Annotated in this window: 20 protein-coding genes and 3 pseudogenes; 12 read left to right on the top strand and 11 right to left on the bottom strand. The window is 68.1% G+C overall.

Annotated elements, in window-relative coordinates; genetic code table 11:
- Positions 1-66: 66 nt before the first annotated feature.
- Genes ACFYYF_RS35315 through ACFYYF_RS35330 form a run of 4 tightly spaced genes read left to right on the top strand, consistent with a single transcriptional unit; the run spans position 67 to position 6873 of the window.
- Positions 67-1671: a DUF4127 family protein gene (locus ACFYYF_RS35315; protein WP_388782090.1), complete on the top strand. Its 1605-nt coding sequence runs from the start codon at positions 67-69 to the stop codon at positions 1669-1671.
- On the top strand, positions 1668-3446 hold the full coding sequence (locus ACFYYF_RS35320; RefSeq protein ID WP_388782093.1) for an FAD-dependent oxidoreductase: 1779 nt from the start codon (positions 1668-1670) through the stop codon (positions 3444-3446). The genes ACFYYF_RS35315 and ACFYYF_RS35320 overlap by 4 nt, the downstream gene beginning before the upstream one ends.
- Positions 3443-4213, top strand: a complete 771-nt coding sequence (locus ACFYYF_RS35325) for an N-acetylmannosamine-6-phosphate 2-epimerase (protein ID WP_388782096.1) — start codon at positions 3443-3445, stop codon at positions 4211-4213. Before ACFYYF_RS35320 ends, ACFYYF_RS35325 begins: the two co-directional genes overlap by 4 nt.
- A complete protein-coding gene (locus tag ACFYYF_RS35330; RefSeq protein ID WP_388782099.1) occupies positions 4210-6873 on the top strand; it encodes a hypothetical protein in 2664 nt (887 codons plus the stop codon). Before ACFYYF_RS35325 ends, ACFYYF_RS35330 begins: the two co-directional genes overlap by 4 nt.
- 195 nt (positions 6874-7068) lie before the next feature.
- Here the strand turns inward: ACFYYF_RS35330 and ACFYYF_RS35335 are convergent, their stop codons facing one another.
- Positions 7069-7305 (bottom strand): hypothetical protein, encoded by a 237-nt coding sequence (locus ACFYYF_RS35335; RefSeq protein ID WP_388782232.1) that lies wholly within the window; start codon positions 7303-7305, stop codon positions 7069-7071.
- Here ACFYYF_RS35335 and ACFYYF_RS35340 point away from each other — a divergent pair.
- Complete coding sequence (locus tag ACFYYF_RS35340) at positions 7204-7524, top strand: hypothetical protein (protein ID WP_388782102.1); 321 nt, start codon at positions 7204-7206, stop codon at positions 7522-7524. The genes ACFYYF_RS35335 and ACFYYF_RS35340 overlap by 102 nt on opposite strands.
- A 74-nt stretch (positions 7525-7598) precedes the next feature.
- On the opposite strand, the gene ACFYYF_RS35345 is transcribed toward ACFYYF_RS35340, so the two are convergent.
- Entirely contained in the window at positions 7599-7796 is a 198-nt protein-coding gene (locus tag ACFYYF_RS35345) for a hypothetical protein (protein ID WP_388782105.1), read from the bottom strand.
- A gap of 367 nt (positions 7797-8163) precedes the next feature.
- Positions 8164-8685, bottom strand: coding sequence for a peptide deformylase (locus ACFYYF_RS35350; protein WP_388782108.1), 522 nt, complete (start codon positions 8683-8685; stop codon positions 8164-8166).
- An 847-nt stretch (positions 8686-9532) separates the two neighbouring features.
- On the opposite strand from ACFYYF_RS35350, the gene ACFYYF_RS35355 reads away from it, so the two are divergent.
- Both ACFYYF_RS35355 and ACFYYF_RS35360 read left to right on the top strand, forming a co-directional pair.
- Positions 9533-11731: a DnaB-like helicase C-terminal domain-containing protein gene (locus ACFYYF_RS35355; RefSeq protein ID WP_388782111.1), complete on the top strand. Its 2199-nt coding sequence runs from the start codon at positions 9533-9535 to the stop codon at positions 11729-11731.
- Positions 11731-12303, top strand: coding sequence for a hypothetical protein (locus tag ACFYYF_RS35360; protein WP_388782114.1), 573 nt, complete (start codon positions 11731-11733; stop codon positions 12301-12303). The genes ACFYYF_RS35355 and ACFYYF_RS35360 overlap by 1 nt, the downstream gene beginning before the upstream one ends.
- A gap of 387 nt (positions 12304-12690) precedes the next feature.
- On the opposite strand, the pseudogene ACFYYF_RS35365 reads toward ACFYYF_RS35360, so the two are convergent.
- Positions 12691-12904: pseudogene (locus tag ACFYYF_RS35365) on the bottom strand (transposase); the annotation flags it as partial.
- 898 nt (positions 12905-13802) lie between these two features.
- Between ACFYYF_RS35365 and ACFYYF_RS35370 the strand changes: the two are divergent.
- Together ACFYYF_RS35370 and ACFYYF_RS35375 are read left to right on the top strand one after the other, a co-directional pair.
- The gene (locus tag ACFYYF_RS35370) at positions 13803-14033 is read left to right on the top strand and encodes a hypothetical protein (protein WP_388782117.1); all 231 of its coding nucleotides are present in this window, start codon (positions 13803-13805) and stop codon (positions 14031-14033) included.
- A gap of 65 nt (positions 14034-14098) precedes the next feature.
- Positions 14099-14341 carry a hypothetical protein gene (locus ACFYYF_RS35375; protein ID WP_388782120.1) on the top strand — a complete coding sequence of 81 codons (243 nt, stop codon included), beginning with the start codon at positions 14099-14101 and terminating at the stop codon, positions 14339-14341.
- A gap of 143 nt (positions 14342-14484) precedes the next feature.
- On the opposite strand, the gene ACFYYF_RS35380 is transcribed toward ACFYYF_RS35375, so the two are convergent.
- Entirely contained in the window at positions 14485-14973 is a 489-nt protein-coding gene (locus ACFYYF_RS35380; RefSeq protein WP_388782123.1) for an ATP-binding protein, read from the bottom strand.
- 177 nt (positions 14974-15150) lie between these two features.
- Between ACFYYF_RS35380 and ACFYYF_RS35385 the strand changes: the two genes are divergently transcribed.
- Entirely contained in the window at positions 15151-15525 is a 375-nt protein-coding gene (locus ACFYYF_RS35385; RefSeq protein WP_388782126.1) for an STAS domain-containing protein, read from the top strand.
- Between the two features lie 172 nt (positions 15526-15697).
- Here the strand turns inward: ACFYYF_RS35385 and ACFYYF_RS35390 are convergent, their stop codons facing one another.
- The 4 genes and pseudogenes from ACFYYF_RS35390 to ACFYYF_RS35405 form a co-directional block, all read right to left on the bottom strand.
- Complete coding sequence (locus ACFYYF_RS35390; RefSeq protein WP_388782129.1) at positions 15698-16285, bottom strand: SMI1/KNR4 family protein; 588 nt, start codon at positions 16283-16285, stop codon at positions 15698-15700.
- A gap of 29 nt (positions 16286-16314) precedes the next feature.
- Positions 16315-17706, bottom strand: coding sequence for an ISL3 family transposase (locus ACFYYF_RS35395; RefSeq protein ID WP_388782132.1), 1392 nt, complete (start codon positions 17704-17706; stop codon positions 16315-16317).
- Between the two features lie 703 nt (positions 17707-18409).
- Positions 18410-18913 carry a MarR family winged helix-turn-helix transcriptional regulator gene (locus tag ACFYYF_RS35400; RefSeq protein ID WP_388782135.1) on the bottom strand — a complete coding sequence of 168 codons (504 nt, stop codon included), beginning with the start codon at positions 18911-18913 and terminating at the stop codon, positions 18410-18412.
- Positions 18914-19166: 253 nt separating this feature from the next.
- A pseudogene (locus ACFYYF_RS35405) lies at positions 19167-19851 on the bottom strand (transposase family protein).
- A gap of 401 nt (positions 19852-20252) precedes the next feature.
- On the opposite strand from ACFYYF_RS35405, the gene ACFYYF_RS35410 reads away from it, so the two are divergent.
- Positions 20253-20720: a DUF1348 family protein gene (locus ACFYYF_RS35410; RefSeq protein WP_388782138.1), complete on the top strand. Its 468-nt coding sequence runs from the start codon at positions 20253-20255 to the stop codon at positions 20718-20720.
- A gap of 39 nt (positions 20721-20759) precedes the next feature.
- Here the strand turns inward: ACFYYF_RS35410 and ACFYYF_RS35415 are convergent.
- Positions 20760-21525, bottom strand: a pseudogene (locus ACFYYF_RS35415) (IS5 family transposase); the annotation flags it as partial.
- 178 nt (positions 21526-21703) lie between these two features.
- Positions 21704-22660, bottom strand: coding sequence for a hypothetical protein (locus ACFYYF_RS35420; protein ID WP_388782141.1), 957 nt, complete (start codon positions 22658-22660; stop codon positions 21704-21706).
- A gap of 126 nt (positions 22661-22786) precedes the next feature.
- Between ACFYYF_RS35420 and ACFYYF_RS35425 the strand changes: the two genes are divergently transcribed.
- Positions 22787-23773, top strand: coding sequence for an ArsR/SmtB family transcription factor (locus ACFYYF_RS35425; protein ID WP_388782144.1), 987 nt, complete (start codon positions 22787-22789; stop codon positions 23771-23773).
- Positions 23774-24227 lie beyond the last annotated feature (454 nt).

The following is a 24227-nucleotide window of genomic DNA, read 5'->3' on the forward strand; positions in this document are numbered from 1 at the left end:
TTGCACCGCGCGCGTCCGCCCCGCCACCCGGCACCGCTGCCGGCCGCTTCCTAGGAACCCCTTTACGTGAGCGCCGAACCATTGCGCCCCCAGTCCCAGAGACCTCCCACTCTCGCCCTGCTCCCGCTCGACGAGCGCCCCGCCTGCACACGGCTGCCCCAGCAGATTGCCGCCGTGGCCGGAGCGCGCACTCTGGTGCCGCCCGCCGCCCTCATGCCCCGCCTGCGTACCCCGGGGGACGCAGAGGGCCTGGGCGCATGGCTCGCGGGATGCCTCGGCCAGGTCGACGGCGCGGTCGTCAGCCTGGAAACGCTGGGATACGGCGGCCTCATCGCCTCCCGGACCACCCGCGTGCCAGCGCATCGGGTGCTGCGCCGGTGGACCGCTCTCGACGCCTACGCGCGTGCCGGCGTGCCCGTACAGGCCGTCACGCTGGTGACCCGGACCCCCGACTCCGCGGACGCGCTGGAGGAGCCCGACTACTGGAACCCCCACGGCCCCGCCCTGCACCACCTCTCGGCCGCCCTGCACCGCGCTGAAGAGACCGCGTCGGCCGGTCCCGCCGAAATGCCGTCACGCCAGTTGCTGCCCCGGGCCGTACACGATGACTTTCTTGGCCGACGGCTGCGCAATCACACCCTGAACCTGGCTGCCTTGCAGCTGGTCGCCGACGGAGTTCTGGACGCGATGGTCGTGGGCGCCGACGACACAGCGGTGTGGGGTCTGGCCACCGCCGAACTCACCCAGCTGCGCCGGTGGGCCGCCCGCCTAGACCTCGGCGACCGCGTCGCGGTACGGCCCGGCGCCGACGAAGCGGTCACCACGCTGGTCGCCCGCTTCCTCGGCCACCACCTCGACCAGGGTCCGGTCACCGTCCGAGTCGAATCCGTCGTACCGCAGGGCCTGCAACAGACCGCCCCCTACGAGAACATGACCGTCGCCCGCACAGCCGCCGGACAGATCGGTGCTTGCGGAGCACGTCAGGTCACCACGCCGGACGCCGACATCTACCTGCTCGTCCACACCCCGGACGGCGCCGGTGACTGGGCCGTCGCACCACCGGCCGCCCGTTCACCGCAGGCCGCCGCGACCGCTGCCGCCCTCGCCGAGCGGGCCAGCGCCCTCCTCGACGCCGGACGCACCGTCGCGGTCGCGGACTGCGCCCAGCCCAACGGCGCCGACCCCCTGCTCGTCACCGAACTGCTGCGCACCGGGGCCGCCGCACGCCTGACCGCCTACGCGGGCTGGAACACGGCAGGCAACACTCTCGGCACTGCCGCCGCCCACGCTGTCACCGCGGTGACAGCCCGCCGCGCCGGCACCTTCGACCCGCAGGCCCACCGCACCCTGCTGGCCCATCGTTTCCTGGAGGACTGGGCCTACATGACCCGCGTGCGCGCACAGGCACGCACAGCCCTCGGCAGCATCCTGGGCAGCCACGACCACGTACCTACCGGGCATCCCGTACACACCCTGATCGAACACGGCCTCGCCGCGTGCGCCCGCGAACTGACCAGCATGGGCATGGAGATCGAACCGAACAGCCTCCGGCTGCCCTGGCAGCGCACCTTCGAAGCCGACTTCGACCTGCAACCCGCGCAGGACACCGCACCCGCCCCAAGTAGCGACCTGCCTGGCACCAGCCACGCCAATACCCAGGAGCAGCGATGATCCTGTCCCAAGACACCCTCACCGCTGATGTCGTGGTGGCCGGGTCGGGACTCGGCGCCTGCGCCGCGGCCCTCGCGGCGGCACGCGCCGGCAGGTCGGTCATCCTGGCCTCACCCCACGTCCGGCTCGGCGGTCAGGCCACCACTCAGCTCGTGCCGGCTCTGGACGAGCACCCCTACATCGAGACGGCCGGTGCTTCCGCCGCCTACCGGACACTGCGCGAACTGATCCGGGCCAGGTACGACGGTCTCGCCAATCCCGGGGGCGGCTGGGTGAGCCGACTGTGCTGCGAGCCCGGCGCCATCGAGGCTGCACTCCACGAGCTCCTCGCCCCGGCCGTGGAATCAGGGAAACTCAGCATCCTGACGCAACTGCAACCCGCCGTCGTGCATCAGGACACCCAGCGCATCACCGCCATCGAATTCCGCGACCGGCTGGGACGCACCACCACCGTGCACGGGGAGGTCTTCTGCGACGCCACGGAAGCAGGTGACCTGCTTCCGCTGTCCGGCACACCCTGGGTATGCGGCTCAGAAGGACAGGACGCCTGGGGCGAAAGTCTCGCCCTGCCGGGCGGCCCCCGTCCCGAAGCAGTGCAGTCGTGCACCGTCGGTTTCGTCGTCGAACGGCTGCCCGCAACGGCATCCCTCCCACCGACCGGCGACACTCCACCGGGCTACGAGCACTGGCGGGCAAACCAGCCCTTCAGCCTCGACATCGACGGCTTCGACCAGCAGACCCACCGCTACCGCATGTTCGCCCACGGCCCCGACGGCCACCTTCCGTTCTGGACCTACCGCCGCCTGCGCGACGGCGCCGCCCTCGGCGGACCGGACGCCGCACTGATCAACTGGTCGAGCAACGACTACGCCCACCGCTCCGCCCTTGACGACCCCGCCGCCTATCGTGAGGCCAAAGCCCTGTCTAGGGCATTCCTGCACTGGCTGCGCACCGAGTGCCCCCGCGACGACGACGGCCACGGCTACCCCGAACTCGTCCTCGCACCTCACATCGCGGGCACCCCCGACGGATTTGCCGAGGAACCCTACCTACGTGAATCCCGCCGGTTGCGCATCGCACGTCCCGTGCGTCAGCAAGACCTCGAACCCATTGCCGGGCACGCCCGGGCCCAACACGTCCACGACAGCGGCGGTTTGGCGCTCTACCACATGGACCTGCACAGCAGAGTCGGCCACCCCCAAAGCGCCTACGCTCCCACCGCACCATTCCAAGTACCGCTGTCCACGCTGCTGGCCGACGGACCAAGAAACCTCCTCGCCGGCGCGAAGAACCTGGGCGCCACCCAGGTCGCCGCCTCCGCCTACCGCGTCCACCAGGGCGAATGGGCCGTCGGCGAAGCAGCCGGCACTCTGGCCGCCCAGGCCTGCGCCCGCTCCCTGCCACCCGCCCGCATCATCAGCGACCGGCGCGAACTGACAGCCCTGCAGCTTCTGCTGGCGCGCACCGGCATCCCACTCGCCTGGGCACTCGACATGCCCCTCACTCACAGCGACTACGTGCCCACCCAGCTCCTGGCGGCCGCCGGCGCACTGACCGGCAGCCGGGCCGGGCAACTGGAGATACGGCCCAACGATCCTGCCGACAGCACGGACCGGCAAGCGCTCAGCACGGCGGCGTCCCGTCTCCTCGAAGAGCAGCGCATCGGCGTCCTTCCCGACCTCGAGCAGGGACTGACCTGGGCGCAGACAGCCACCGCCCTGTCCCGCACCGTCGAACAGGCCCTGACGCCGCTCACCTTCACGAGGCCCGCATGACCAACGAAAGGCCCCCTGTGGAGACCCCGCTCATCGCCCCCGCCTTCGCGACCAGCGTCCTGGAGCGTCTGCGCGGCGGCCTGGTCGTCTCCTGCCAGGCGCTGGAAAGCGAACCTCTGTACGGCGCCGACATCATGGCGCGCCTGGCCCGTGCCGCGGTGGACGGGGGAGCTGTCGGAATCCGCGCCAACACCCCTCAGGACATCACGGCGATCCGGGCAGCCGTGAACGTCCCCGTCATCGGGCTCTGGAAGGTGGGCGCCACCGGCGTCTACATCACCCCGGCCCTCACCCACGCGCACGCGGTTGCCTCGGCCGGGGCGGACATCGTGGCCCTCGACGCCACCGCCAGGCCCCGCCTGGACGGCCTGAGCCTCACCGCGACGATCAACGCTCTGCACCACAAAGGCGCCACGGTCCTCGCGGACGTGGCCACCTTCGAGGAAGGCATCGCCGCGCAGGACGCCGGAGCCGACGCCGTAGCCACCACCCTGTCCGGCTACACCGAACACAGCTCCGCACAGACGGGACCCGACTTCGATCTGCTGGCCCGACTGGCCGCACACCTGACCGTTCCCGTGATCGCGGAAGGCCGCATCACCACTCCCGAACAAGCCAGCCACGCACTTGATCTTGGCGCTCACGCCGTTGTTGTCGGGGGAGCCATCACCCGCCCGACGTCCATCACCGCCCGGTTCACCGCAGCACTGCACCGCTCGGGCACCCACAGGCCCGACACCACCACCTCCGAGGAGTTCCCGGCATGACCACAACCGGCGCCGACGCCACCAGCACCGTCTGCCACGTGGTCACCCACGTCCACTGGGACCGCGAGTGGTACCGGCCCTTCGAAGCCTTCCGAGCCCGCTTGGTGGAACTGGCCGAACACGTCTGCACCCAGTTGGACGACGGCCGGATGAGCGCCTTCCATCTTGACGGGCAGACAATCGTCCTCGCCGACGTTGCCGCCCTGCGGCCGGACCTCGCCGACCGGCTGCGCGCCCACGCGGCCGCCGGCCGTCTCACGGTTGGACCCTGGCACGTCCTGGCCGACAACCAGCTGGTGTCTGGCGAGAACCTGATCCGCAACCTTCTCACCGCACGCCGCCATGCCCCCGCTGATGGCGCGCTGGCCCAAGTCGGCTACTCCCCAGATGCCTTCGGCCACCCCGCAGACCTGCCGAGAGTGCTGCGCGGCTTCGGCATGGACACCGCCCTGGTCTGGCGCGGAGCCCCCGACGGCGTGGCGCGCTTCCGCTGGCGGTCACCCGATGGCTCCGAAGTATTCGCCGTGAACCAGGGCTACCACGCCGCTGAACTGCTCTGGGGCGATGACACCCAGGCAGCGGCCAGCCGCGTCGCGGACTTCCTGGCCGCGGAGCGAGCCCGCCTGCCCCACGGTCCGTGGCTGCTGATGAACGGAGGAGACCACCTCGCGCCTACCGATCCCACTCACCGCCTGGCGAAATTGTCCCTGTCAGAAAGTACCCCCAAGGGCACCGTGCTGCACCAGAGCAGCCTGGAGGACTTCTTTACCGCAGCCCGTGCCGCAGCCGAGCAGCAGCCTCTGCCTCTGATCGACGGCGAACTGCGTCACCCGGCCGGCTATCTCACGTTCATCCTGCCCGGCACCCTGTCCGCCCGTACCGACCTCAAGCAGGCCAACACCGCAGGCCAGAACCTGCTGGAGCGCTGGGCCGAACCCCTCATCGCCCTGCACGCGCCACACTCGGCCACCCTGCGCGCCGACCTCGACCACGCCTGGGACCTCCTCCTGCGCAACGCTCCGCACGACTCCCTGTGCGGATGCAGCGTGGACGAAGTACACAGAGAGAACGCCGTGCGCTACGAACGCGTCCACCAGGTCGGCGAGCACATCCTTCTCCGCGCCCTCGCGGATGCCGGCATTGACGTGCGGGCCTATGGAGACCGGCCCGAAGAGCACACCGATCTCGTGATCATCAACCCGCACCCCTACGCCGTCCAGGAGCTGCTGAGCACAGAGATTCTGACGGCGCCGGGCCGCTATCCCACGGAAATAGCCGCCGCGGACGGCACGCTCATCCCCTTCGAGTACGAGGAACTCGGCCAGGAAACCTCCTTCGAAGCAGACCTGGACCTCCTGCCCGACTCGCGCCCCTCCCTGCGCCACCGCCTGTGGCTGCGCACGCCCAGCGTGCCCGGACTCGGGCGAACCGTGCTGCGCATCCGACTGTCGTCACAACCACCCGTTGCAGCACGGGCATTCAGCGTCGAGGAACGTCGTATGACCGCATCAGACGGCGGACACTTTGAGGTGCAACCCGACGCCTCACTGAGCTGGCACCGCGCCGACGGCACCGTCCTGCCAGAAATCGGGCTCCTCACCGACGGCGGCGACAGCGGAGACACCTACAACTACGACCCGCCAGTGCACGACCGACTGATCCGCCCCCGACTGACGGCCTGCACAGCTCGCAGGTCAGCCGTCCGTGAAGTCCTCGACATCGACGCCGTCCTGGAACTCCCGATCGCCCTGGCGCCGGAGCGCGACCGCCGAGCCGATCAGACACGCGCTGTACCTGTTCGCATCTCCGTGGCCCGCTGGCATGACGATCCCCTCCTGCGCTGGCACATCGAGGTTGACAACACGGTGCACGACCACCGGCTTCGTCTCCATGTGCCCACCGCCGCAGGCTCACCCACGTGGACCGGCGACGCACACTGGTCCCTCATCGAGCGTCCGGTGGTTTCCGACCTGGGGCCGCTGCCGCAGGAGCGTGGGCGCGAGGCTGTCTGCGGTTCCGCACCGGTCCAAAGCCTCGGTGCCGTCGGTCGCGACGATCACCGCACTGCGCTCTTCGCTCCCGGACTGCCTGAGATGCGCGCGCTGGCGGGGGATGAGACCGCCAGCGGGGCGCAACAGGAAATCGTGGTTACCCTGCTCCGCTCGGTCGGCTGGCTGTCCCGCTTCGACCTACGCAGCCGCACCACGGGCGCCGGCCCCATGCTGGCCGTCCCCGACGCCCAGATGACGGGACGGCACGCATTCACCGTCGCCATGGCCTTCGGCTCAGACATTGCAGCTGACCGCGACCTGGCCCGTACGGCCGCCCGGTATCGGACACCGCTGCGCGCCTGGCAAGCTCGCCCGGGCACCTATGTCGCAGACGCAGCCGGAGGGCTCCACGTCGAAGGAGGCTGCGAGCTCAGCGCTCTCAAACCCGCGGAGAACGGTGCTGGTTGCGTTCTCCGACTGAGCAATCCGGTCGCCGAGCCCGTCGACATCATGATCCACGCGCCCGGCGGAACCCGATTGGTGCCCTCACGCCTTGATGAGCACCCCACCGGTGAGCCCGAGAGAGTCGCCGGAATGGAAAGCGGCAGGTGGACGCTGGAGCCATACAGCACACTCACCCTCCGCATACTGTTTGAAGGTGAGCATTGAGGGATCCGGCCATACACTTCGCGCAGTTCGAGGCGGACCGGACGGCAGCGGCAACCAACAGGCCCCCCTCGGCCGCTGGTGCGGTCAGTGAAATCACCACACCAACGTCACCATCCCACTGACCAGCCCATTGCACCCTGCAGCAAGGCCCCGTCGCCGTCGCGCGTACCTTTCAGGTCAAGGTCGGCCGCCCTCTCAGTCGCTGATCGTCCACTTAGCTGCCTCGAACCAGATGGCCAGCTGCGTCGAGGAGGTGCCCGCGACCACGCGCCTGCTGACCGAACACTTCTGGCCGGGCCGCTGACGCTTGTTCTGCAACGTGGCCACAGCGTGCCGCTCGAAGCGACGGAAGGCCTGGAAACGGTGGCTGTGCGCATGCCCGACCATCCCATAGCCTCTCGCGCTGCTGTCGGCCTTCTGCGGACGCGTCACGGCCACCTCCGCCAACCATTTCGGCTCAGCACGTCGTGCCACCTCCGGGCAGAACTCTGTGTGGGCGTCCCTTTTCCTCGTGCCCAGGAGACGCTGAGGTCAGGTCCATACCGTACTGGCCTCACCCGCTCGCTGGAGGCTCACGCCTACAGGCCAGTGCCTGCGCCAGCTCGACCAACTAGGATGCGACCTCATCGTCGCCTTCCTGCCGGCGCCTGAGCGGCTGGCGGTCGTCAACCGGCTCCGCCTGGCTGTGCCCCGCTCCCACGCGGGAGTGGCCGCGGGTGGTGCGGTCAGTACGCGGTGGGGAGCGCCGCATCCAGGCAAAGGGTGGCGACGATCTCGGCGCTGCCGTCGGACAGCTGGTAGGACAGCCTTGTCGCCGCCGATGCGGTCGCCGAGCAGATCAGTCTGGACGACCGGCGGGAGAACAAGCTGCGGGCCGAGGGGATCATGGACCAGGTCCGCCGGAAGTACGGTTTTGGTGCCATCGGGCCGGCCGCGACGCTGGGCAAGGTGTCCTGAGCGCCATGGGCACGGTGCTGGTGGCTGGAGAGGCGCGGCCATGGCGGCGCGAGCTGGACGGTGCTCTCCCTCAGGTATGGACGTGGCCGAGCACCGACCGCCCCGCCCTGTGGGTACGGTCCCCGACAGCCTGGCGCTGCGCCCAGATCAGCGCACGCCAGATCTGGGCGGACGGTTCGGTGCACGTTCAGATCGAGGTCGACCTGAACGGGGGTACCACGGTGACGACCCGCCTGTACCGGTGGCCGCAGCCTGGTTTGCGGATGGCGCGCGTGAGCAGCGTTGAGCCCGTCCGAGGGGTGGATGAGACCCGGCAGGGCGATATGCCGCAGTTCAGGAGTCGTGCGCCCAGGACTGGCCGGTCTGCCGGTACTCCTCGATCGGGATCGCGTCGACGCCCGGACGCATACGGTCGAGAGTGAGCAGACCGTTGAGGTGGTCGATCTCGTGGGTGATGAGCCGGGCCAGGCCGCGCGTGTATTCGGTGGTGACGATGGTGCCGTCGAGTGTGGTCGTCTCGATGGTGATGGTCAGCGGGCGGGGGACCAGGGTGCGGACGTCGAAGAAGCTGAGGCAGCCCTCGTACTGTTCGTCGCTGTCCTGGGAGGACGCGGTGATGCGGGGGTTGAGGAGGACGATGGCATCGGCGCCTGCTTTGGCGGGTTGGACGACAGCGGCCGACCGCGGTTTGCCGATCTGAGGAGCGGCGATGCCCATGCCTTTGGCGAAGGGGTGGACCCGGGTGATGCGTTCCATCGAGGCGAACAGCATCTCCACGGCCTGTTCAGCGGTCTCGCGCTCGGTGGGCAACTCGAAACGGCGGGCGGGCGGGCTCGGTGAGGATGGGGGCTCCATGCTGGACGATCCCCAGGGTGCGCATCTGCTCGCTAGGCCGTGCCTGGGTCACGTGAACTCCCCCTGGTTCATGCGGCGTTCGGACGCCAGGTCGCGGAAGCGCCGCTCCAGACGATATCGAATGTGCGGCATCGGGGCCGGTCGGCCACGTGAAGATCCGTATCCCGCTCTCGTGCCAGGGCGGTGCAGAGCGGGGAGGCGTCGGCGATCATCGAGGCTTCGGGGCCCCACACCACCGCGTCGAACGCCTTGGGGGAGACGGCCCAACTGCGCCTCCTTCAAGCGGTCACGCCCGTACGACGTCGCCCCGGCCTCCAATGCTCTCCTGCCACACGGAGAAGGCACGGCTTCCCCTTTCACCCTTGAACTCGCCAAGTTAGTGAAGTTGGACCTTCTGATGTGTGACTTTACTCTGCTGTAGGTGTTAGTTCTGATATTCTGTGGGGGAGTTGAATGCCCGGGAGGGTCAGTGAGTCAGCCGCCACGGGCGCACAGGCCGATGTCGGCCAGTGACGCGCGCAGAGACCTGTACGGCCTAGTCAAGGGTGCCGAGGATGACGGGGTCACCACGCTGATCCACAAGTCGGGCACCAAGGCCGAGCAGGTTCTGCTGGTCCCGTTGGACCGGTTCCCTGCGGCACGGAAAGCCCACGTTTTCCCTACCTGGACGCTCAGTGCGGCGCAGAAGGACTTCGGCACCTTGATCTCCGGGGCGGCAAACGGAGAGCCCCAGGTCCTCCGCCGCAACAGTACGCCGATCGCTGTCCTGCTCCCCGCTGACCCGAACGAGCTTGTCCTCTCGTTCGACACAGCCGTGCCTTCGGGCGTGGCGACCGCAGGAGGTGCGGTGACCAGCCAGCCCACTCCCACCCGTGAGCGCGGCCGCCGCCTCGCCACCCTCGGCGACGCCATCGGCGACGTTCTCGCCTCCGGTTCCGCTCCCGGTCTGTCCTTCGGCCTCGCAGGTTTGGACGAGGCGACCGGCGGCATGCACCCGGGCCGCCTAGTCCTGGTCGCCGCCGAACCTCAGGTGGGCGGCAGCCTGATCGGTCTCGCCGCCGCCCGCACCGCGCTCGCCCGAGGCGCCCGGGTCCTGTATGCCGCCTCGGGCCCGAGCAGCGCGGACATCACCCGCCGCATCATCGCCGCGGAGGCAGGAGGCGACTACGCCCGCCTCAAGACCGGCGTCCTCACCGAGGACGAGAAGCAGGTCGTCGAGCGGCTGCGTCACGCGCCGCTGCTCATCGACGACGGCAGCGACCTGACCGCCGAGGCCATCGCCAGCACGGCTGCGGACACGGCGCCGCTTGACGGCGGTCTGGCGCTCGTGGTCGTGGACCGGCTGCAGCGGTGCCGCAACCCGCGCCTGCCGCTGTCGGGCGAGCATCTTCCCGAGGCCAGCCAGATCCTGCGGGAACTGGCCCGCACCCAGCAGGTACCGGTCCTCGCGGTCCTGGACACCGATGACCCGGCCATCGTGAACCTCCTAGACGCGGACGTCATCCTCACCCTCACCACGACGCCCGGCCAGCAGGGGACGAGCGTGACCGTCGCCGAACGCGACCTGGGCATCATCGGCATCACGACGCTGCGCCCCGACCTCGCCCACGCCCGGTTCCTAGACATTGCGCCCGCGCCCCCGTCGACCACCACTGCCGATGCCGGCAGTGGACTGCCGGACAGTGTGGGCACTGCGGCCGACCGTGAACTAGCCGACGCCGCTCTGCCCTTCACCTCCGGGGCCGTCAAGGGACTGGCCGCAGAGGCGGCCCACCTGCTGGCGGCCCTGCGCACGGCCCTCGCAGGCGGTCAGGTGAAGGACCTGGAAGAACTCCACACCCAGCTCAAGGCGATGGCCGCGGCCGGAGTGCAGACACCCGACAGTGCCGAGGGCCGCCGCCTCACCGCAGCACTGCACGCCTACAACGCCGTCGCCCCTGCCGCTGCAACCACCCAGCCGCCGGCCGAAGCCGCAGTCACTGGCACCCCGCTGGCCGGGGTCGACATCAACGCTGAAGGCGACGACGAGGACGAGGACTCGACGCGGAACGACGATGACGGCCTGGTGCCGGGCGATGAGGAAGAGGAGCCGGAGGGCGTCGTCTTTCCCGGTCTGAAGATCCTCAAGGACGCCGTAGCGCGTTCGAAGATGCACCCGATCCCGGTCATCCGTACCGAGGACCGGGACGGCGGGCCGTGGCCGCTGATCAGTGAGGACATGTCCGGCGAACCGAAGTGGGTCCACCCGGACGTCACCAGCACCCGCGTCGCGCATATCCGGGACAACGGCAAGCGGGTACGCCGCGACAAGTTCGATGTCCCCGCCTCCTTCGGAGAGGGGCTGATGTGCCTGATCGACCGCAACGGCTCCTACCCCTCCGCCTGCTCAGCGATTCCGCTCGCCCCGAACAAGCTCCTGCATACCGGCCCCCTGAACGCCTTCGACAAGGGCCAAGCCGGCATCTACCTCATCGACATCCCGGAGTGGAACTTTCCGGGCATGCCGCACCCGCTCGGACAGCTCATCGACCGGACCGACGACCAGGGCCGGGTGTGGGTGACCACCCCGCACATCAAGCAGCTGGAACGCCTGCACCGCGACGGCCACCTCACCCAGAAGGTGACCATCCACGACTCCTGGACCGGCCGCGCCAACGAGAGCCTGTTCAAGCCCTTCTACACCGCGGCGCGCGAGGCCCGCACCGACCTCGTCCAGGTCGGCGGCGACGCGTACGCGGCTTACAAGACACGCGTGTCCATCGCCTTGCGCCTGCTGTGGCCCAAGCGGCAGGAGCAGCGTTCCCCGTTCTGGCGGCCGGACTGGCGCATGAGCATGGTCGCCGAAGCCTCCGTCCGCCACTGGATGGCGGCCTTCAAGGCCGTCCAGGAGGGCCACACGCTGATCGCCTTGCGCAAGGTCGACGCCGCGATCTTCTGGACCCCCGACCAGACCCCGCCCGACACCTACCGGATCGGGACCGGATTCGGCGAAGTGAAGGCCAAGTTCCTCCAGGCCGGCGAGTTCATCCCCGAAGGTGACGACTGATGGCCGGACCCACCGGGCGCGGCACCTCCCTCGGCGCCGCCCTGGGCGACCTCCTGCGCGCCCAAGTCACCCCACGTCACCGGCTGTCCACCTACAACGCCAAGCACTGGCACGCCCAGCTCAGCCAGCTCACCGGCACCCGCCGCGGCTACGAGGCCCTCGAGAGCGCCGGACTCGACGTCCGGCCCGATACCTTGTTCAAGTGGCTGTCGGATCCGGAGCACAACGTCCGCCGCAGCTACCGCGATCTCATCCACACCGCCTACGAGAACGTCGCCATCGTCCCAGCCGACCCCATCCCCGACCACGTCAAGAACGGTCAGTTCGAGATCAGCGGCCTGGTCAAGACCGGCGCGGACGAACGTGAACGCGGCACCCGCCGCGCCGCCCCACTGCGCATCGACGGACGCCGCGGCGACTGGAGCGACATCGAAAGGCTCTGGGCGGCCGGCGACCTGCGCGACGACGACTTCGAAGACCGCTTCATCGACGACATCATCGTCGCCGACATCGGCGAAGGCACCGACGGCTGGGAATTCAGCGGCGACTCCTACGCCGTCGAGCTCAGGTGACCTGTCCATGAGCTGGGTTCTGTGTGCCGTGAGCATGCACGCTGCTCTCGGAGGCGGTGGGCGGGCGGGTCGAGAGCGGCGGCCACGGTTCTACCCTCAGCGTCGTCCCACCTGCGGTTTGGCGGCGGCGGGGCGGTGGTCTCGGCCTCCCAGACTGCTGTCAGCGTTTGCGCCTTCCGTTTGTAGTCAACCCTTTTGGTGTTGGCTACCTCGAACGGAAGCCCCAGGCCAGTGGCGCGCTCAGCGACTTCCGCCGTGAAGAGAGGTCTTCCCGTCGTGGCGACCTACAGGTTCCTGGCCGACCTCGTCGCGCGTTCGCAGCTGATCTCAGGCCGTAATCTTGCCCGGCTGGTTTTCGACGCCGGCAGGGGCATAGCTAGTGCCTCATCAAGCAACGTTCGCCCTGTTCATGATCGCGGAGGCGCTCGTCGGCGGCGTGCTTGTTCCGCCAGATGACGGAGCGGCGGATCATGCTGCTCTGCTCCCTGTGGCTGGCGTGGTCGGTGCCATCGAGGGTGAAGTAGCGCAGGGCGGTGAACTGGGCCTCGATGCGGTTGAGCCAGGAATTGTTGGTCGGGGTGTAGGCGATCTCCGCGTTGTTGGTTGAGAGCGATGGTGCCACGCGGATGGGGCACAGGGGGGAGTGCCCGAAGCGGGTCCTCAGGGCTTCGGGTACTCGATCGGCGCATTGCTTCAGAAGCGCTGGTATCCCGCGCTCCGATCCGTTCAACGAGGCGGCGGCGTCGTCGGGTACGACACGATGCGTCGGTCTTGTGCGGGCAGATGAGTGGGTTCTTGCTGGCGGCGACTGCCGACGGGCGAGTCGCTGCCCTGGCGACAGACGGCTGCGGGACGATGCAGGCGTCACGTCGCCTCTCGTTTCGGACTCGGCGAGGGCGACTCTCTGCCGTTGTGGTCAGCGGCGGCAGGACCAGGCGGTCGCCTTTCCACGTCAGGGCGACCGCCTGCAAGTCGTCAAGTCGCGCGCCCTACAGCGCCGTCCCGGCACCTCCGGGGACAGGCAGCGCGTTGAGGAGGCGTCAGAGGGAGACGCTAAGCGGTGCAGACAGATCAAGCACACAATCCCTTGAAATCAAGGGGGCTTGGGCAGCCGCTTCGCGGCCGTCGCGCACCGCTGTTGGGAGCGCGCGGAGATGCCCTTCTGTCGCGCCTGTGTGGGGTCATGCTGCCGATCGTGGTGCTGACCGTGAAGGCCGCAGAGCCGGTGGGCATCCTCGGCTGCGCATGACAGGCGACCGGTGTACGTGCCGAACCGTCCGCACCGACCGGTGATGGCGGGCCTTCGGCTACGCGATCCTGCCGGCAGCGCGAGCATCGGACACGAGCTTTGGCCGTAGCAGAATCGGGAGCAACATGATCTGTTTCGGCCCGCCGATATGTTTTGCCGCGTAGCGTGGCCATCTGACCCATTCGAGCCGGAAGGGCGCGGAATTCGAGTGAACGCCAATGGAGCTGCTCCATGGCACGGCGGTCCCTGCGTGACGGCGATTCCCCGCACCATCGCCGCTATATATGACGCCCTGCCCCGTGTGCGACGCGAAGAGTTTCACGCCGCCGTGACGCACGCCGAGCAAGGCGACGCCCTGGATACGGTGATGAGCACATGGTGGCTTGAGGCCATGTTCGAGGCTGTGCCCGACCGGGATCAACGCCTGGATGACACCGTTGCCGCCGTAGGGCTCGTCGAACTCCCGGGGGCGGACGACTGATGCAGCCAGCTTCGACAGGCTGGACGGCGGTCACCCAGGTGACTGCCTCCAAGGTACTCAGACAGATGAGTGACGCGGGCTACGCCGATCTCCACGACAACATCGTGCGGTTTCTCCAAGCGCTGGCACTGGAAGTAGGCAGCGCAGTGGAATCCGCTAACTCGCCTCCAGGCCTGCCCATGATGATTCGCGGTGTCACCTGGTACAGCCTCCCTGTGCCCAACGAGCCCGTCTTTTTCAACTACAGCGTCTATCCGGAACAACAGCAGATCAGGATCTGTGACCTGATCTGGGTTGCGCCTGCGTGAACGCTCTCGCCGTTCGGCGGCGGGACTGCGAGGGTATCTAGCGGCAGGGTAGATCAGGTTCGGAACAGTTCTGCGGTCCGGGAACTGTATGCGGCTCTGACCTGCCGCGTTGCCGGTTTCCCGGCCCGGCTGAGCGGCGGTGGTCAGCCGTTGTGCACAGGCTGGTGTCCGGTGACAGTGTCGCCGGGGTCGCTGGCCAGGGCGATGCGTGCGGTGATGCGTTTGCCGACTGGCTCTCGGTGTGCTTCGAAGCCCTGGGCGACGGCCATGACGATCTCCAAGCCGTGCTGGCCGACCCGGCCGGCGTCCGCGGCCCGGGCGATCGGCAGGACCGGCTCGCAGTCCCACACCACGACTTCCACCAGGTCGCCGAGGATTCGTAGGTCCAATAGGACCGGGCCGGGAGCGTACTTGCGGGCGTTGGTGACCAGTTCGCTGACCACCAGCTGAGTAAGATCCATGGCGCGCTGTGAGACGGGCAGGCCGTGGTCGGCCTTGGCTCGGGTGAGAAAGGCGGCTGCCAGGTGGCGGCCCTGGGCGATGTCCGTGCCGTCTCCGACCAGGGCAACGCTGGTCTGGAGGACCGGCCTGTCCGGCACAGCGTCGCCTTTAAGCGCCACGTCTGGTTCCATCACGGCCGTCCATTCATTCCCCGTCCACAACAAGCCTGCGTCTACCCGCACATCTCCCGATCATGTCGTGCCTCTTCTGTTGACTGGGCCACACCACGGCGCTGCCTGTACCGTGCCGGGCGGCACTGCGCACGAGGGCTTGAGTGTGCCAGGATCGATGGCATGTCTGAGGGAAAAATGACGGACACCGAACATGCTGAGCAGACCGGTCAGCTGTCGGTCGCAACCACCGCAACCGACGGCGTCCGCGTGTTGATCCTGGCCGGAGAGATCGACCACCACACCGGCGACACCCTCCGCCAGGCCCTGGACGCCTCTGACACCCCCTGTCCCCGGATCGTGGTCGACCTGCGCCAGGTCACCTTCATGGATTCCAGCGGCATCAACATCTTCATCGCCGCCCACCGCACCCTCAGCGAAGCCGGCGGCTGGCTGCGTCTGGCCGACGCCGGTGAAGCGGTTATGCGCACCATCAACATCGTCGGCGTCGACGCCATCATCGACTGCCGCGAAACCCTCCGCCATGCCCTCACTGGCTTTGTTCACGAGTAGCGGCTCTGGCACAGGTTCTGTGAACTGGCGCCGACTTGGTTCATGCCTGCCTCGGGCCGGGCTGCCGACCTGCCAGTTCACGGAGCGCCGGCCTCGGCCACCGGGGCTCGGCTCGATTGCACAGAAGTTGAGCCAGAACCCGAGTGGTTCTGGCTCAGGTTCTGTGGAGTGGTCACGGCGAGTGAGCGAGCCGCTGCCGAATCGGATGCGCCCGGAGCTGGGGTGAGGTGAGCTCCAGAGCCCGGTTGTCCTGTCCGGCAGCCATGTGGTCGAGCCACCGTTCATACCAGGTGAGAAAGTCCGGGACTGAGGAGACGTTCGGGCCCCAGAAGCCGTCTGCGTTGCCGATGAGCATGCGCCCGGTGAGAGGGCCGGTTATGCCTATGAGGACGAGATCGCTGCAGCCGCGTTCGATGACGTGCAGGAACAGGTCACCACGGCGGGTGGGGCGGTAGGCCCGGCTGAATCCTCTTGAGACCGTGCTGGCGTTTCTGGAGTTCATCGTGAAGAGCGTGCAGTCCTCCAACGGGATCAGTCCGTAGTACGGAGACGCACCACTGCCGCCCATGTTGGTGAGGAAGTCTCGATAGGGCTGCGGGAGTTCCACGTCATGCTCGGCCTGAAAGGCATCTGCCTGACCGTTGGTGAGGCGGGGGCCGAGACGAAATTCGTGCCGCTCCTCCCCAAAGGAGTGGCTTCGGTCAGGCGCGTAGGGGATGCGTGCCAGCTTGCGTCGCAACCGCGGCATGCGGGAGTCCATGCGAGCTCTTCTCTCGTGTCGCCCGCAATCTATCGCACGGCACCAGAGCTCATCCTGCGAGCAGGACTCGCTTCCTCAGCAGCTGGAAGCCGGCCCGGCCGAACATCTGGCGCTTGAGCATCTTGATCCGGTTGACGTGCCCAGACGCCAGAACTCCACGGCAAAGTGAGGCCGGCGATGACGGCGTCGCGGTCACGGTCGATGCCCGCGGCGAGGGTGTGGAGGCTAGGCAGGTCGTCCTGCCGGACGGCGTCGAGCCAGTCGGGCAGGCGCTCGCCCTGGCGCTCGGTGAGCATGGTCGCGAAGGAGCGGACGTGCCCGGTGAGGGCCTCGAGTTCGGAGCAGTGCGTCCGGACAGCCTTGAGCTGGAGTTGCTCGGTCTCGGTAAGGGTGTCCGGACGGCGGAGGATCCATCCGGCGACGGTCCGGGGCGAGGGCGGCCGGGCGGTCACCGGCTGCGGTGAGGTGCGCTTGTCGTGCAGGTAGGCGCGAACGCGCTGGTAGCTGCCCTTGTAGCCGAGTGGCACGATCTCCTCCCACAGCCTCCAGGCGTTGGTGCAGCCCTCGCTCCAGCGGTCGTCCAGGTAGGGCCTGTAGTCGTCGAGGACGGAGGGCCGGTTCTGCCACTGACCGGTGAACAGCTCTTCCGGCGTCGTGGCGGCGGCGAACTGCTTGACGGTGCGGTAGGTCATCCCGAGCTGCCGCTGGACCGAGCGCCGGCTATGTCCCGCCGTCAGCAGTGCGTGGACGCCGGCATGCCGGGCTCGCGTCCGGTCGGCGAATCGGTGCCCGCGCGGCCAAGGAGAACCGGACGAGTCCGCGGCCGGAACAGCCTCGGGTTCGGGTTCGGGGACCGTGGGGACCAGAGCGCGGAGGCAGCGACGGTGCTGGGCGACGCTCCGCTCGGTGGCCTCGCTGAGGTTGTGCCAGAGATGCCACCGGTCCGCGACCTGGACGGCCTGCGGTGCACCGGCGGTGGCGCCCTCGGCGAAGAACGGCGCCCGGTCCCGGCACACGACCTCGACGCCGGGCCGATCGGCGAGCCAGGCCGCCAGGCTCGATGCCTCCCGGTCAGGCAGCAGATCGACAAGGTGGCGGGTTTCGACGTCGACGAGAACGGTGCCGTAGTGGCGGCCCTTGCGGGTGGCGTACTCGTCAACGCCGACCACACGCGGGGCGGGCACTTCCGGCTCGGGAAGGGCGTCGACCAGGCGCAGGACGGTGCTCCGGCTGACGCAGACCCCGAGCGCGGAGCTCAGGCGGGCGCCGGCACGGCCCGCCAGGGCGAGACCGACCGCGGCCAGCGTCGCGCGCAGCCGCTCGGTCCGCTTACCGTGCCGACGGGTCAGGCCGGGTATCTGCTCGACGAAGGTGCGGCGGGTGCACCCCGAGTTCCCGCAGGCGAACCGGCGGACCCTCAACTGAGAACAACGCTTCGTCCGGCGCTGGGCACATCAGCGGGAAACCGCAGGTAGGAACCATGAACCCGGTTCGACCAGACCCCGCACGCCGGGCAAGCGGCACCATTCGCAGTGCATTCCGCGTCGACCCGCACTATCGCGATGCTCACGTCCGCCGACAGCACCGCAACGTCCGCGATCGACGGGAACAACAGCTCCTTCAACCGGAGCACAATCTCTTCCACGGCCCCGAACTGTCATCCCAACCGCCTTGACCACGGCTGATTTTCGGGCGACTTCACCTACTACCCGGAGAAGCTCAGCCATCACTCAGCGTGGCCGCGTCACAGAAGTTGAGCCAGAACCCTTAGAAGTGAACGAAGCCACCTCACCGACTGATCGTCCGGACCGACCTTTGTCGTGTCGGCTAGCGGCTCGGCCGTGGCCTGTAGCGGGGCCGCGATCTGGAGGGGAGGGCCGACCACCTCCACGCTACTTACACGCTGACTCGGCGCGTTTGCGCCCACTGCTTGCGTTCGAGGGGTAGATAACCGCTGGCCGAACAGTCCGACGCGCCGGTGCGACTGGCCGAATGGGTAGACCCGCGCCGCGTGAGCGCCGCGCTAGACCGGGCAAGGTTCGGCGACTTATGGCCAACTCATGATCTGGCTGAGGCATCGTCTCTGCACTGGCGTACCACTCGGCCTGTGCGGCTGATGCGCCATCACGTCGAACGGGTACGCCGTTGCCACGGCAGATCCTCCCCGCCAGCTGCGGGGTCGCTACCCTGGATTGCCAGGGTGATTGCATCGCAGATCTCTTCCAATTGGCCTACCTGCTCTGCGGTCAGTCGGTCGAAGACCGCAGCCCGCACAGTCGCTACGTGTCCGGGCGCGATCCGCTCCACAAGGCTCATGCCCTCGTCAGTTAGCACGACCTTGTGGCCGCGCCGGTCGGTCGGGTAGCTCTCGCGGCGTACTGTGCCGTCCTTCTCCAACCGAGCCACTGCGTGCGTCAGGCGGCTACGCGTGATCTTGAGTGTTGCGGCTAGGTCAATCATCCGTAGTCGGCGCTCTGGCGCCTCGGACAACGTTGCCAGGATGGAGTAGTAGAGGTGGGGCATGCCCGCGTCTGCCTGGACTCTGCGGTCGACAGCGTCCTGGAGGAGTGTGCTTGCAGAGGTGTACGAGCGCCAGGCGCGTAGTTCGTCAGGAGAAAGCGGGATCATAGAAGTATCCTAAACATTATTTAAAATTTAAACTACTTGCGCCATCAATGCGAGCGAGACGGGAGGAAGGTCGCCCTGACGGGCTCATGCGTGACAAGCGGTGAGAAGCTGAGGCCTGTGAGGTTTGATCATGGTCAGGTGACGGAGCGCTCCACGACCTGTTTGCCAGTCTGCCCCGGCGGACGTAGAACGCCGTTCCCCTGGCGAGGGAGCCCAGGGGCGGAGAAGCTACGACTGGCCCCAGGTCTGACCGTTATCCCGTAAATGATCTACGACGTGCATGCTGACCTGTTTGTTTCCTCGTCACCCGGCGAGGGTCGTGGTAGACGCCGTCAACCTTGAGGCGGCAGTCGCGGAGGATCTTCCAGGTTTTCCTTCTCGCGGCGGTGCGGGATGGCCAGGCCGGTGCCCCGGTAACCGCCGTCTGCGATGACCGTGGTCTTGCCAACGGCGGCTTTCGCGCCGGACAGTTCCCACGCCTTACAGTCGTTGCGGTTGTCGGGCAGCGGGAGGCCGACAACCACCACCAGCCGAGTGCCGGCGTCGATGACGACCTGGTGGTTGGTGGAGTATCGGTAATTCTTCGACTGCTCGGCGACGGTGTGGTCGCGGGTGAGGACCAGGGTTCCGTCGACGATCAGGACGGTGTCCTTGCGGAACCGCTTGCGTTGCTGGAGGGCGAGCGTGGGTCCGAGGTGGTCGATGATGCGGTCGGCCGCGGACTTCGACACCTCGAACAGGGCGCCAGTTGGGCGCAGGGTCAGGTTGGTGCGCCAGTAGGCGGCGACCAGCAGCACGCGGTCCTCCAGCGGCAGGCTCCACCGCCGGCCCTTGCGCACCGGATCCGCACCCTCGCGCCGCAGCGCAGTGATCAGCTTGCCGAACTGGCGCGGGCTTTTAAGGATTCGGCTCAGAAGTGGCCCATGCGATGTAAGCATCCGGCCTGACCGGGCAACCTGGGAACTGACAAGAGCAAGTGGAAGGCTTCTGGTTGAAAGTAGAACGGCGGTCGAGCGAGGCTGGCTGGTGGAGGAACCGGGACTGTTCACGCCGTGCTGGCCCCCTGGCAGCGGCCGGGTACGCGCTGAAGCAGACCAGGCCAGCGCCGATCTGACCGTCCACGACCGGGCGCAGACCGTCGACCCGCCGTGCGTTCACACGCAACCATCGCCTGCAGCCCGCGTTACGGTGGATACCGCTGGGCGTACCCGACAGCTCCCACCTCCCTGGCAGCAGGGACGTCCTTGCCGGCATGAACGGCCGCCCGCCTCTGCTTCTTCCGCGGCTTGTGCGGCCGGAACCCAGTGCGGCCTTGCCGCGCCCGTCTTGAGGAGATTGCATGAGCCAACGTCCTCCGCTTCCGCCGTTCACGCGGGAGACGGCCATCGAGAAGGTCCGCCTGGCTGAGGACGGATGGAACACCCGCAACCCGGAGAAGGTGTCGCTGGCGTACACCAAGGACTCCCGTTGGCGTAACCGCGCCGAGTTTGCCACCGGCCGCGATGAGATCGTCGCCTTCCTCACCCGCAAGTGGGCCCGGGAACTGGACTACCGGCTGATCAAGGAGTTGTGGGCCTGGGAAGGCAACCGCATCGCCGTGCGCTTTGCCTACGAGTGGCACGACGACTCCTTCAACTGGTACCGCTCCTACGGTAACGAGAACTGGGAGTTCGACGACGACGGCCTGATGCACACCCGGCACGCCTGCATCAACGACCTGCCGATCAGCGAGTCCGACCGTCTCTACCACTGGCCGCTCGGCCGCCGCCCCGACGACCATCCCGGTCTCAGTGACCTCGGCCTGTAAGCGACCGCATCCGCGGGATCGCCTGGCTTCGGGCGCGCCCGCGATGTAGATCATGGCTTCGGATCGGGTGGGCAGGGTTTCGTAGTCGCGGGCCAGGCGGCGGTGGAGCATGAGCCAGCCGTAGGTCCGCTCGACCGCCCGCCGTTTCGGGATCGTGGTGATCCCCTGGTCCCGGGTCTGCGTTGAGTGATTTCCATGTCGATGCCGAGGGTGGCGGCGTGCTCGACGAGGTGCTGGCGGTAGCCGCCGTCGCCCCACGCTTTGCGGACGCGGGGATGTTCGGCGGCGATCTGGTCCAGGAGCCGGGTGCCGCGACGGAGCCCTGCGCGCTCGCCGCGGTCACCAGCGCGGCGAGCAGAAGGCCGATGGTGTCGGTGACGATGCTCCGTTTCCGCCCGACGATCTTCTTCCCCGCATCGACACCCTGACCGGAGGCCAGCACGCTGGCGGAGGTTTTCACGCTCTGCGCGTCGATCACGCAGGCCGATGGTTCGGCTCCCCGTCCTTCCTCATGTCGTAAGAGTTGACCGTTGAGCTGGGCGAAAACAGCTTCCTGCTGCCAGCGGGCGAAGCAGCCGTAGACCGTATTCCAGTGCGGGAAGTCATGCGGACGATAGCGCCACTGGACGCCGGTGCGGTCCACATACAAGATCGCGTCCATGATGTCGCGCAGGTCGTGCTCGGGCGGCTGGCCGAAGTCCAGAGCTCTGCCGCGGCACTCAAAGCGCCAAGCTGAGAGCACCGGCTCGACCAACTCCCAGCGGGCATCGGACAGATCACTCGGGTAAGGGTGCCGCTTGGCCATGCTTCCGGCGTACCGCCCCGAAGTGAATGCGCCCAGTCGCACCGAATCGGCGCTCGAAGCACACAGCCCCGAGGGCCGGGCGTCCTGGGATGAAACAGGATTACGACCGTTTCTGCCCCATCCACAACCTCCCACCACCCAGAGACATCGACAGCCCCCAAGATTGCTGAGCGGTACGTCAGCGGCGCTGACAGCTGGGATCGTCGACTGCGCTGACGGTGTAGGGCGGCCTTCCCGGCGGATCGTCCAGCTGGCTGTTGACGACGTAGAGGCGGCAGCCGTGGCGGGCGAGCGTGGTGGGCAGGTCGAAGGGCTCTGCGGTGATGCGGTTGGTCACCGTTCCTGCGCGCAGCTCGCTGTCCAGCTTTGCGATGTACACCCCGTGCGGAGCGCCGTAGTTGAGTACGGCGTACAGGGTCTGGCCCGCCAGGACCATGCCGTCGGCGCCGAACGATTGGCCCCCTAGATCCACCTGGGAGACTGCACGGGTGGTGGTGTCGATCCGCCACACGGCCTCGGTGCCGTTGGACGACACCAGCACGGTTCTTCCGGAGCGGTCCGCGACGATTCCGTTGAGCAGCCAGTACTGGGCGGGGAATCCGGGAAACGCCGGCCGCATGTCCAGCCACGGTTCGAGGCGTCCTGGCCGGCCGTTGCGCAGCGGAGCCCGTAGGACTACGGGGTTGGCCCAGTCCGTGACGTACACCGCATCATCGGTGATCACCAGGTCGTTGAGGTCGGGTGCTCCGAGGGGACCGGGCGCAGCGGTGCGCTCTGCCAGCAGGTTCCCGTAACGGTCGTGGACGGTCAGGACCGCGCCGCCCACCGAGAACACCCGTCCCCGTCTGTCGACGTGGACCCCGAGTGTGCTGGGACGGTGCTGTCCCTCCTGCGCGCGGAACACTCTCATCCGCGGATCGCGGACATGGCCTTGGTACAGCGTGCCGGTGCCGTCCGAGGACACGTACATCGTGCCGTCCCGATCGACGGCGATGCCCTCGGGCAGGACGCCCGGCGCGTCGGAGACGACATAGGTGTCGGGCAGTGCGTGCGCCGACACCGGGGGAGCGACAGTGACGGGAAAGGCCGCCAGGACGGCGGCAACAAGACAGGACGTACGGAGCCTGACACGCATCCTGACGGACCTCCGGGGCTTCTCGGATCGATGTGGCGACCGCAAGCCTCGCCGCGTCCGGGGGCCGACCGCACCGCCTTTCGGCCCTCGTGAAAAGGCGCAGCCTGCCGGACAATCCTCGCTGTGATGCGCATACACTTCTCCGCCGCGGACATGGGCAGGATCACGATCGCGCGGCAACCCGACGTCCTGCTGGAGACCGTCCTTGGCCTGCGCCGCTTACGGAGCGGCACGCCCGCCGCTCCTTCCGCCCGGCCCGGCCTCGCCCGCTGGCGCCAGGACATGAGGACGGTACGGCCCCGGGCCGGCGTGCTGCTCGACCTCGTTCCCTCCGCCGGTTTCCTGCCCGACTTCCTGCACCAGCCCGATGCACGGGACTTCACCACCGCACTGGACCTCGTCACCGGCGCCCCCGCCGAACGACTCGCCCTTGACCTGGGACTGGCGGACGAGCACGGGCTGAACGGTTTTCCGGATCGCCCGAGCCGGTGGGTGCGGGAACTCGCGCGCGGCTCCTCGCAGGCGCGCCGGACCCTGCACCGAGACCTCAAGGAGTACTTCACCTACTCCACGGCCTCGTTGTGGCCGCGCATCAGAGCCGATGCCCTGGCCGACCGGGCGGTGCGCGCCGAGACCCTCCTGCGCGGGGGAGTCGACGCCTTGCTCACCACCCTCAGTCCCACGTGGAGTTGGCAGGCACCGGTGCTCAGCCTTCCCTCCAGGGCCCGGTACGACATCCCGCTCTGCGGGAACGGACTGCTCCTCGTGCCGTCCTGGTTCGCCACGGGAGCCCTGGTCGTCTACCGGCCGGACCGGCCGACGACCCTGGTCTATCCCATGACGGCGAGCGAGGCGCACGCCTTATCGTCGTCCGATGTCCTGAGCCCTCTGCTCGGCCGGACCCGGGCGGCTGTGCTCTTGGCCCTGCGTACCCCGGCCACTACGACCGCCCTCGCCGAACGGGTGGGGATCTCCCTGGCGACTGCCAGTCAGCACGCCAGTGTCCTGCGGGCCGCCGGACTCGTCGGCACCACTCGGACGGGGCAATCCGTCCTGCACAGCCCGACCCCGCTCGGACTGGCCCTCCTCGAGGGCGAGTCCGCGCCCCGGTAGAAAAAGGCTTGCCGTTCATCAGGAGCTTCTTGTCGAGCCGCGTGAGCGTAACGACCGTGAGTACGGTCTCCCGGCCAGTACGGCGCTCTCGCCACATCAGCGGCTGCCCTTAGGCAACGAACAGGCTACCTATCTTGAGGTGCTCTATCTGTCGTCCCTTGCCGATGTTCAGCAGAAATGTTCGGCCGATGGTTCTACTGAGTGCGGCCACTTCGAAGACGAAGACTTGGCCCTGGAGCAGATCAGCGGCGGCCGGTGCGGACAGCGATCAGGCCACTGCCTGAACCCTGGTGGCCGGCATGGCGAGGCCAGGTACGAGCGCGGCCACTGCCTTCCCGCTGGCAAACGACTGAGTTCTCGCGTGGCGACTGCCCGTAAAAAGTCGTTGCTCATCGGCAGACGGCTGCGAGATCAGTACTGGTCGTCCTGCAAGCGCTGCGGGCAGCCCGTCACC

The organism is Streptomyces sp. NPDC001914 (assembly GCF_042891215.1).
Classification (GTDB): Bacteria; Actinomycetota; Actinomycetes; order Streptomycetales; family Streptomycetaceae; genus Streptomyces.

Bases quoted from the DNA above. Each gene is read 5' to 3' on its own strand.
- ACFYYF_RS35320 (WP_388782093.1), top strand. From the start codon at position 1,668: ATGATCCTGTCCCAAGACACCCTCACCGCTGATGTCGTGGTGGCCGGG.
- ACFYYF_RS35325 (WP_388782096.1), top strand. From the start codon at position 3,443: ATGACCAACGAAAGGCCCCCTGTGGAGACCCCGCTCATCGCCCCCGCC.
- ACFYYF_RS35330 (WP_388782099.1), top strand. From the start codon at position 4,210: ATGACCACAACCGGCGCCGACGCCACCAGCACCGTCTGCCACGTGGTC.
- ACFYYF_RS35345 (WP_388782105.1), bottom strand. From the start codon at position 7,796: ATGGCACCAAAACCGTACTTCCGGCGGACCTGGTCCATGATCCCCTCG.
- ACFYYF_RS35350 (WP_388782108.1), bottom strand. From the start codon at position 8,685: ATGGAGCCCCCATCCTCACCGAGCCCGCCCGCCCGCCGTTTCGAGTTG.
- ACFYYF_RS35360 (WP_388782114.1), top strand. From the start codon at position 11,731: ATGGCCGGACCCACCGGGCGCGGCACCTCCCTCGGCGCCGCCCTGGGC.
- ACFYYF_RS35375 (WP_388782120.1), top strand. From the start codon at position 14,099: ATGAGTGACGCGGGCTACGCCGATCTCCACGACAACATCGTGCGGTTT.
- ACFYYF_RS35380 (WP_388782123.1), bottom strand. From the start codon at position 14,973: ATGGAACCAGACGTGGCGCTTAAAGGCGACGCTGTGCCGGACAGGCCG.
- ACFYYF_RS35385 (WP_388782126.1), top strand. From the start codon at position 15,151: ATGACGGACACCGAACATGCTGAGCAGACCGGTCAGCTGTCGGTCGCA.
- ACFYYF_RS35390 (WP_388782129.1), bottom strand. From the start codon at position 16,285: ATGGACTCCCGCATGCCGCGGTTGCGACGCAAGCTGGCACGCATCCCC.
- ACFYYF_RS35400 (WP_388782135.1), bottom strand. From the start codon at position 18,913: ATGATCCCGCTTTCTCCTGACGAACTACGCGCCTGGCGCTCGTACACC.
- ACFYYF_RS35410 (WP_388782138.1), top strand. From the start codon at position 20,253: ATGAGCCAACGTCCTCCGCTTCCGCCGTTCACGCGGGAGACGGCCATC.
- ACFYYF_RS35420 (WP_388782141.1), bottom strand. From the start codon at position 22,660: ATGCGTGTCAGGCTCCGTACGTCCTGTCTTGTTGCCGCCGTCCTGGCG.
- ACFYYF_RS35425 (WP_388782144.1), top strand. From the start codon at position 22,787: ATGCGCATACACTTCTCCGCCGCGGACATGGGCAGGATCACGATCGCG.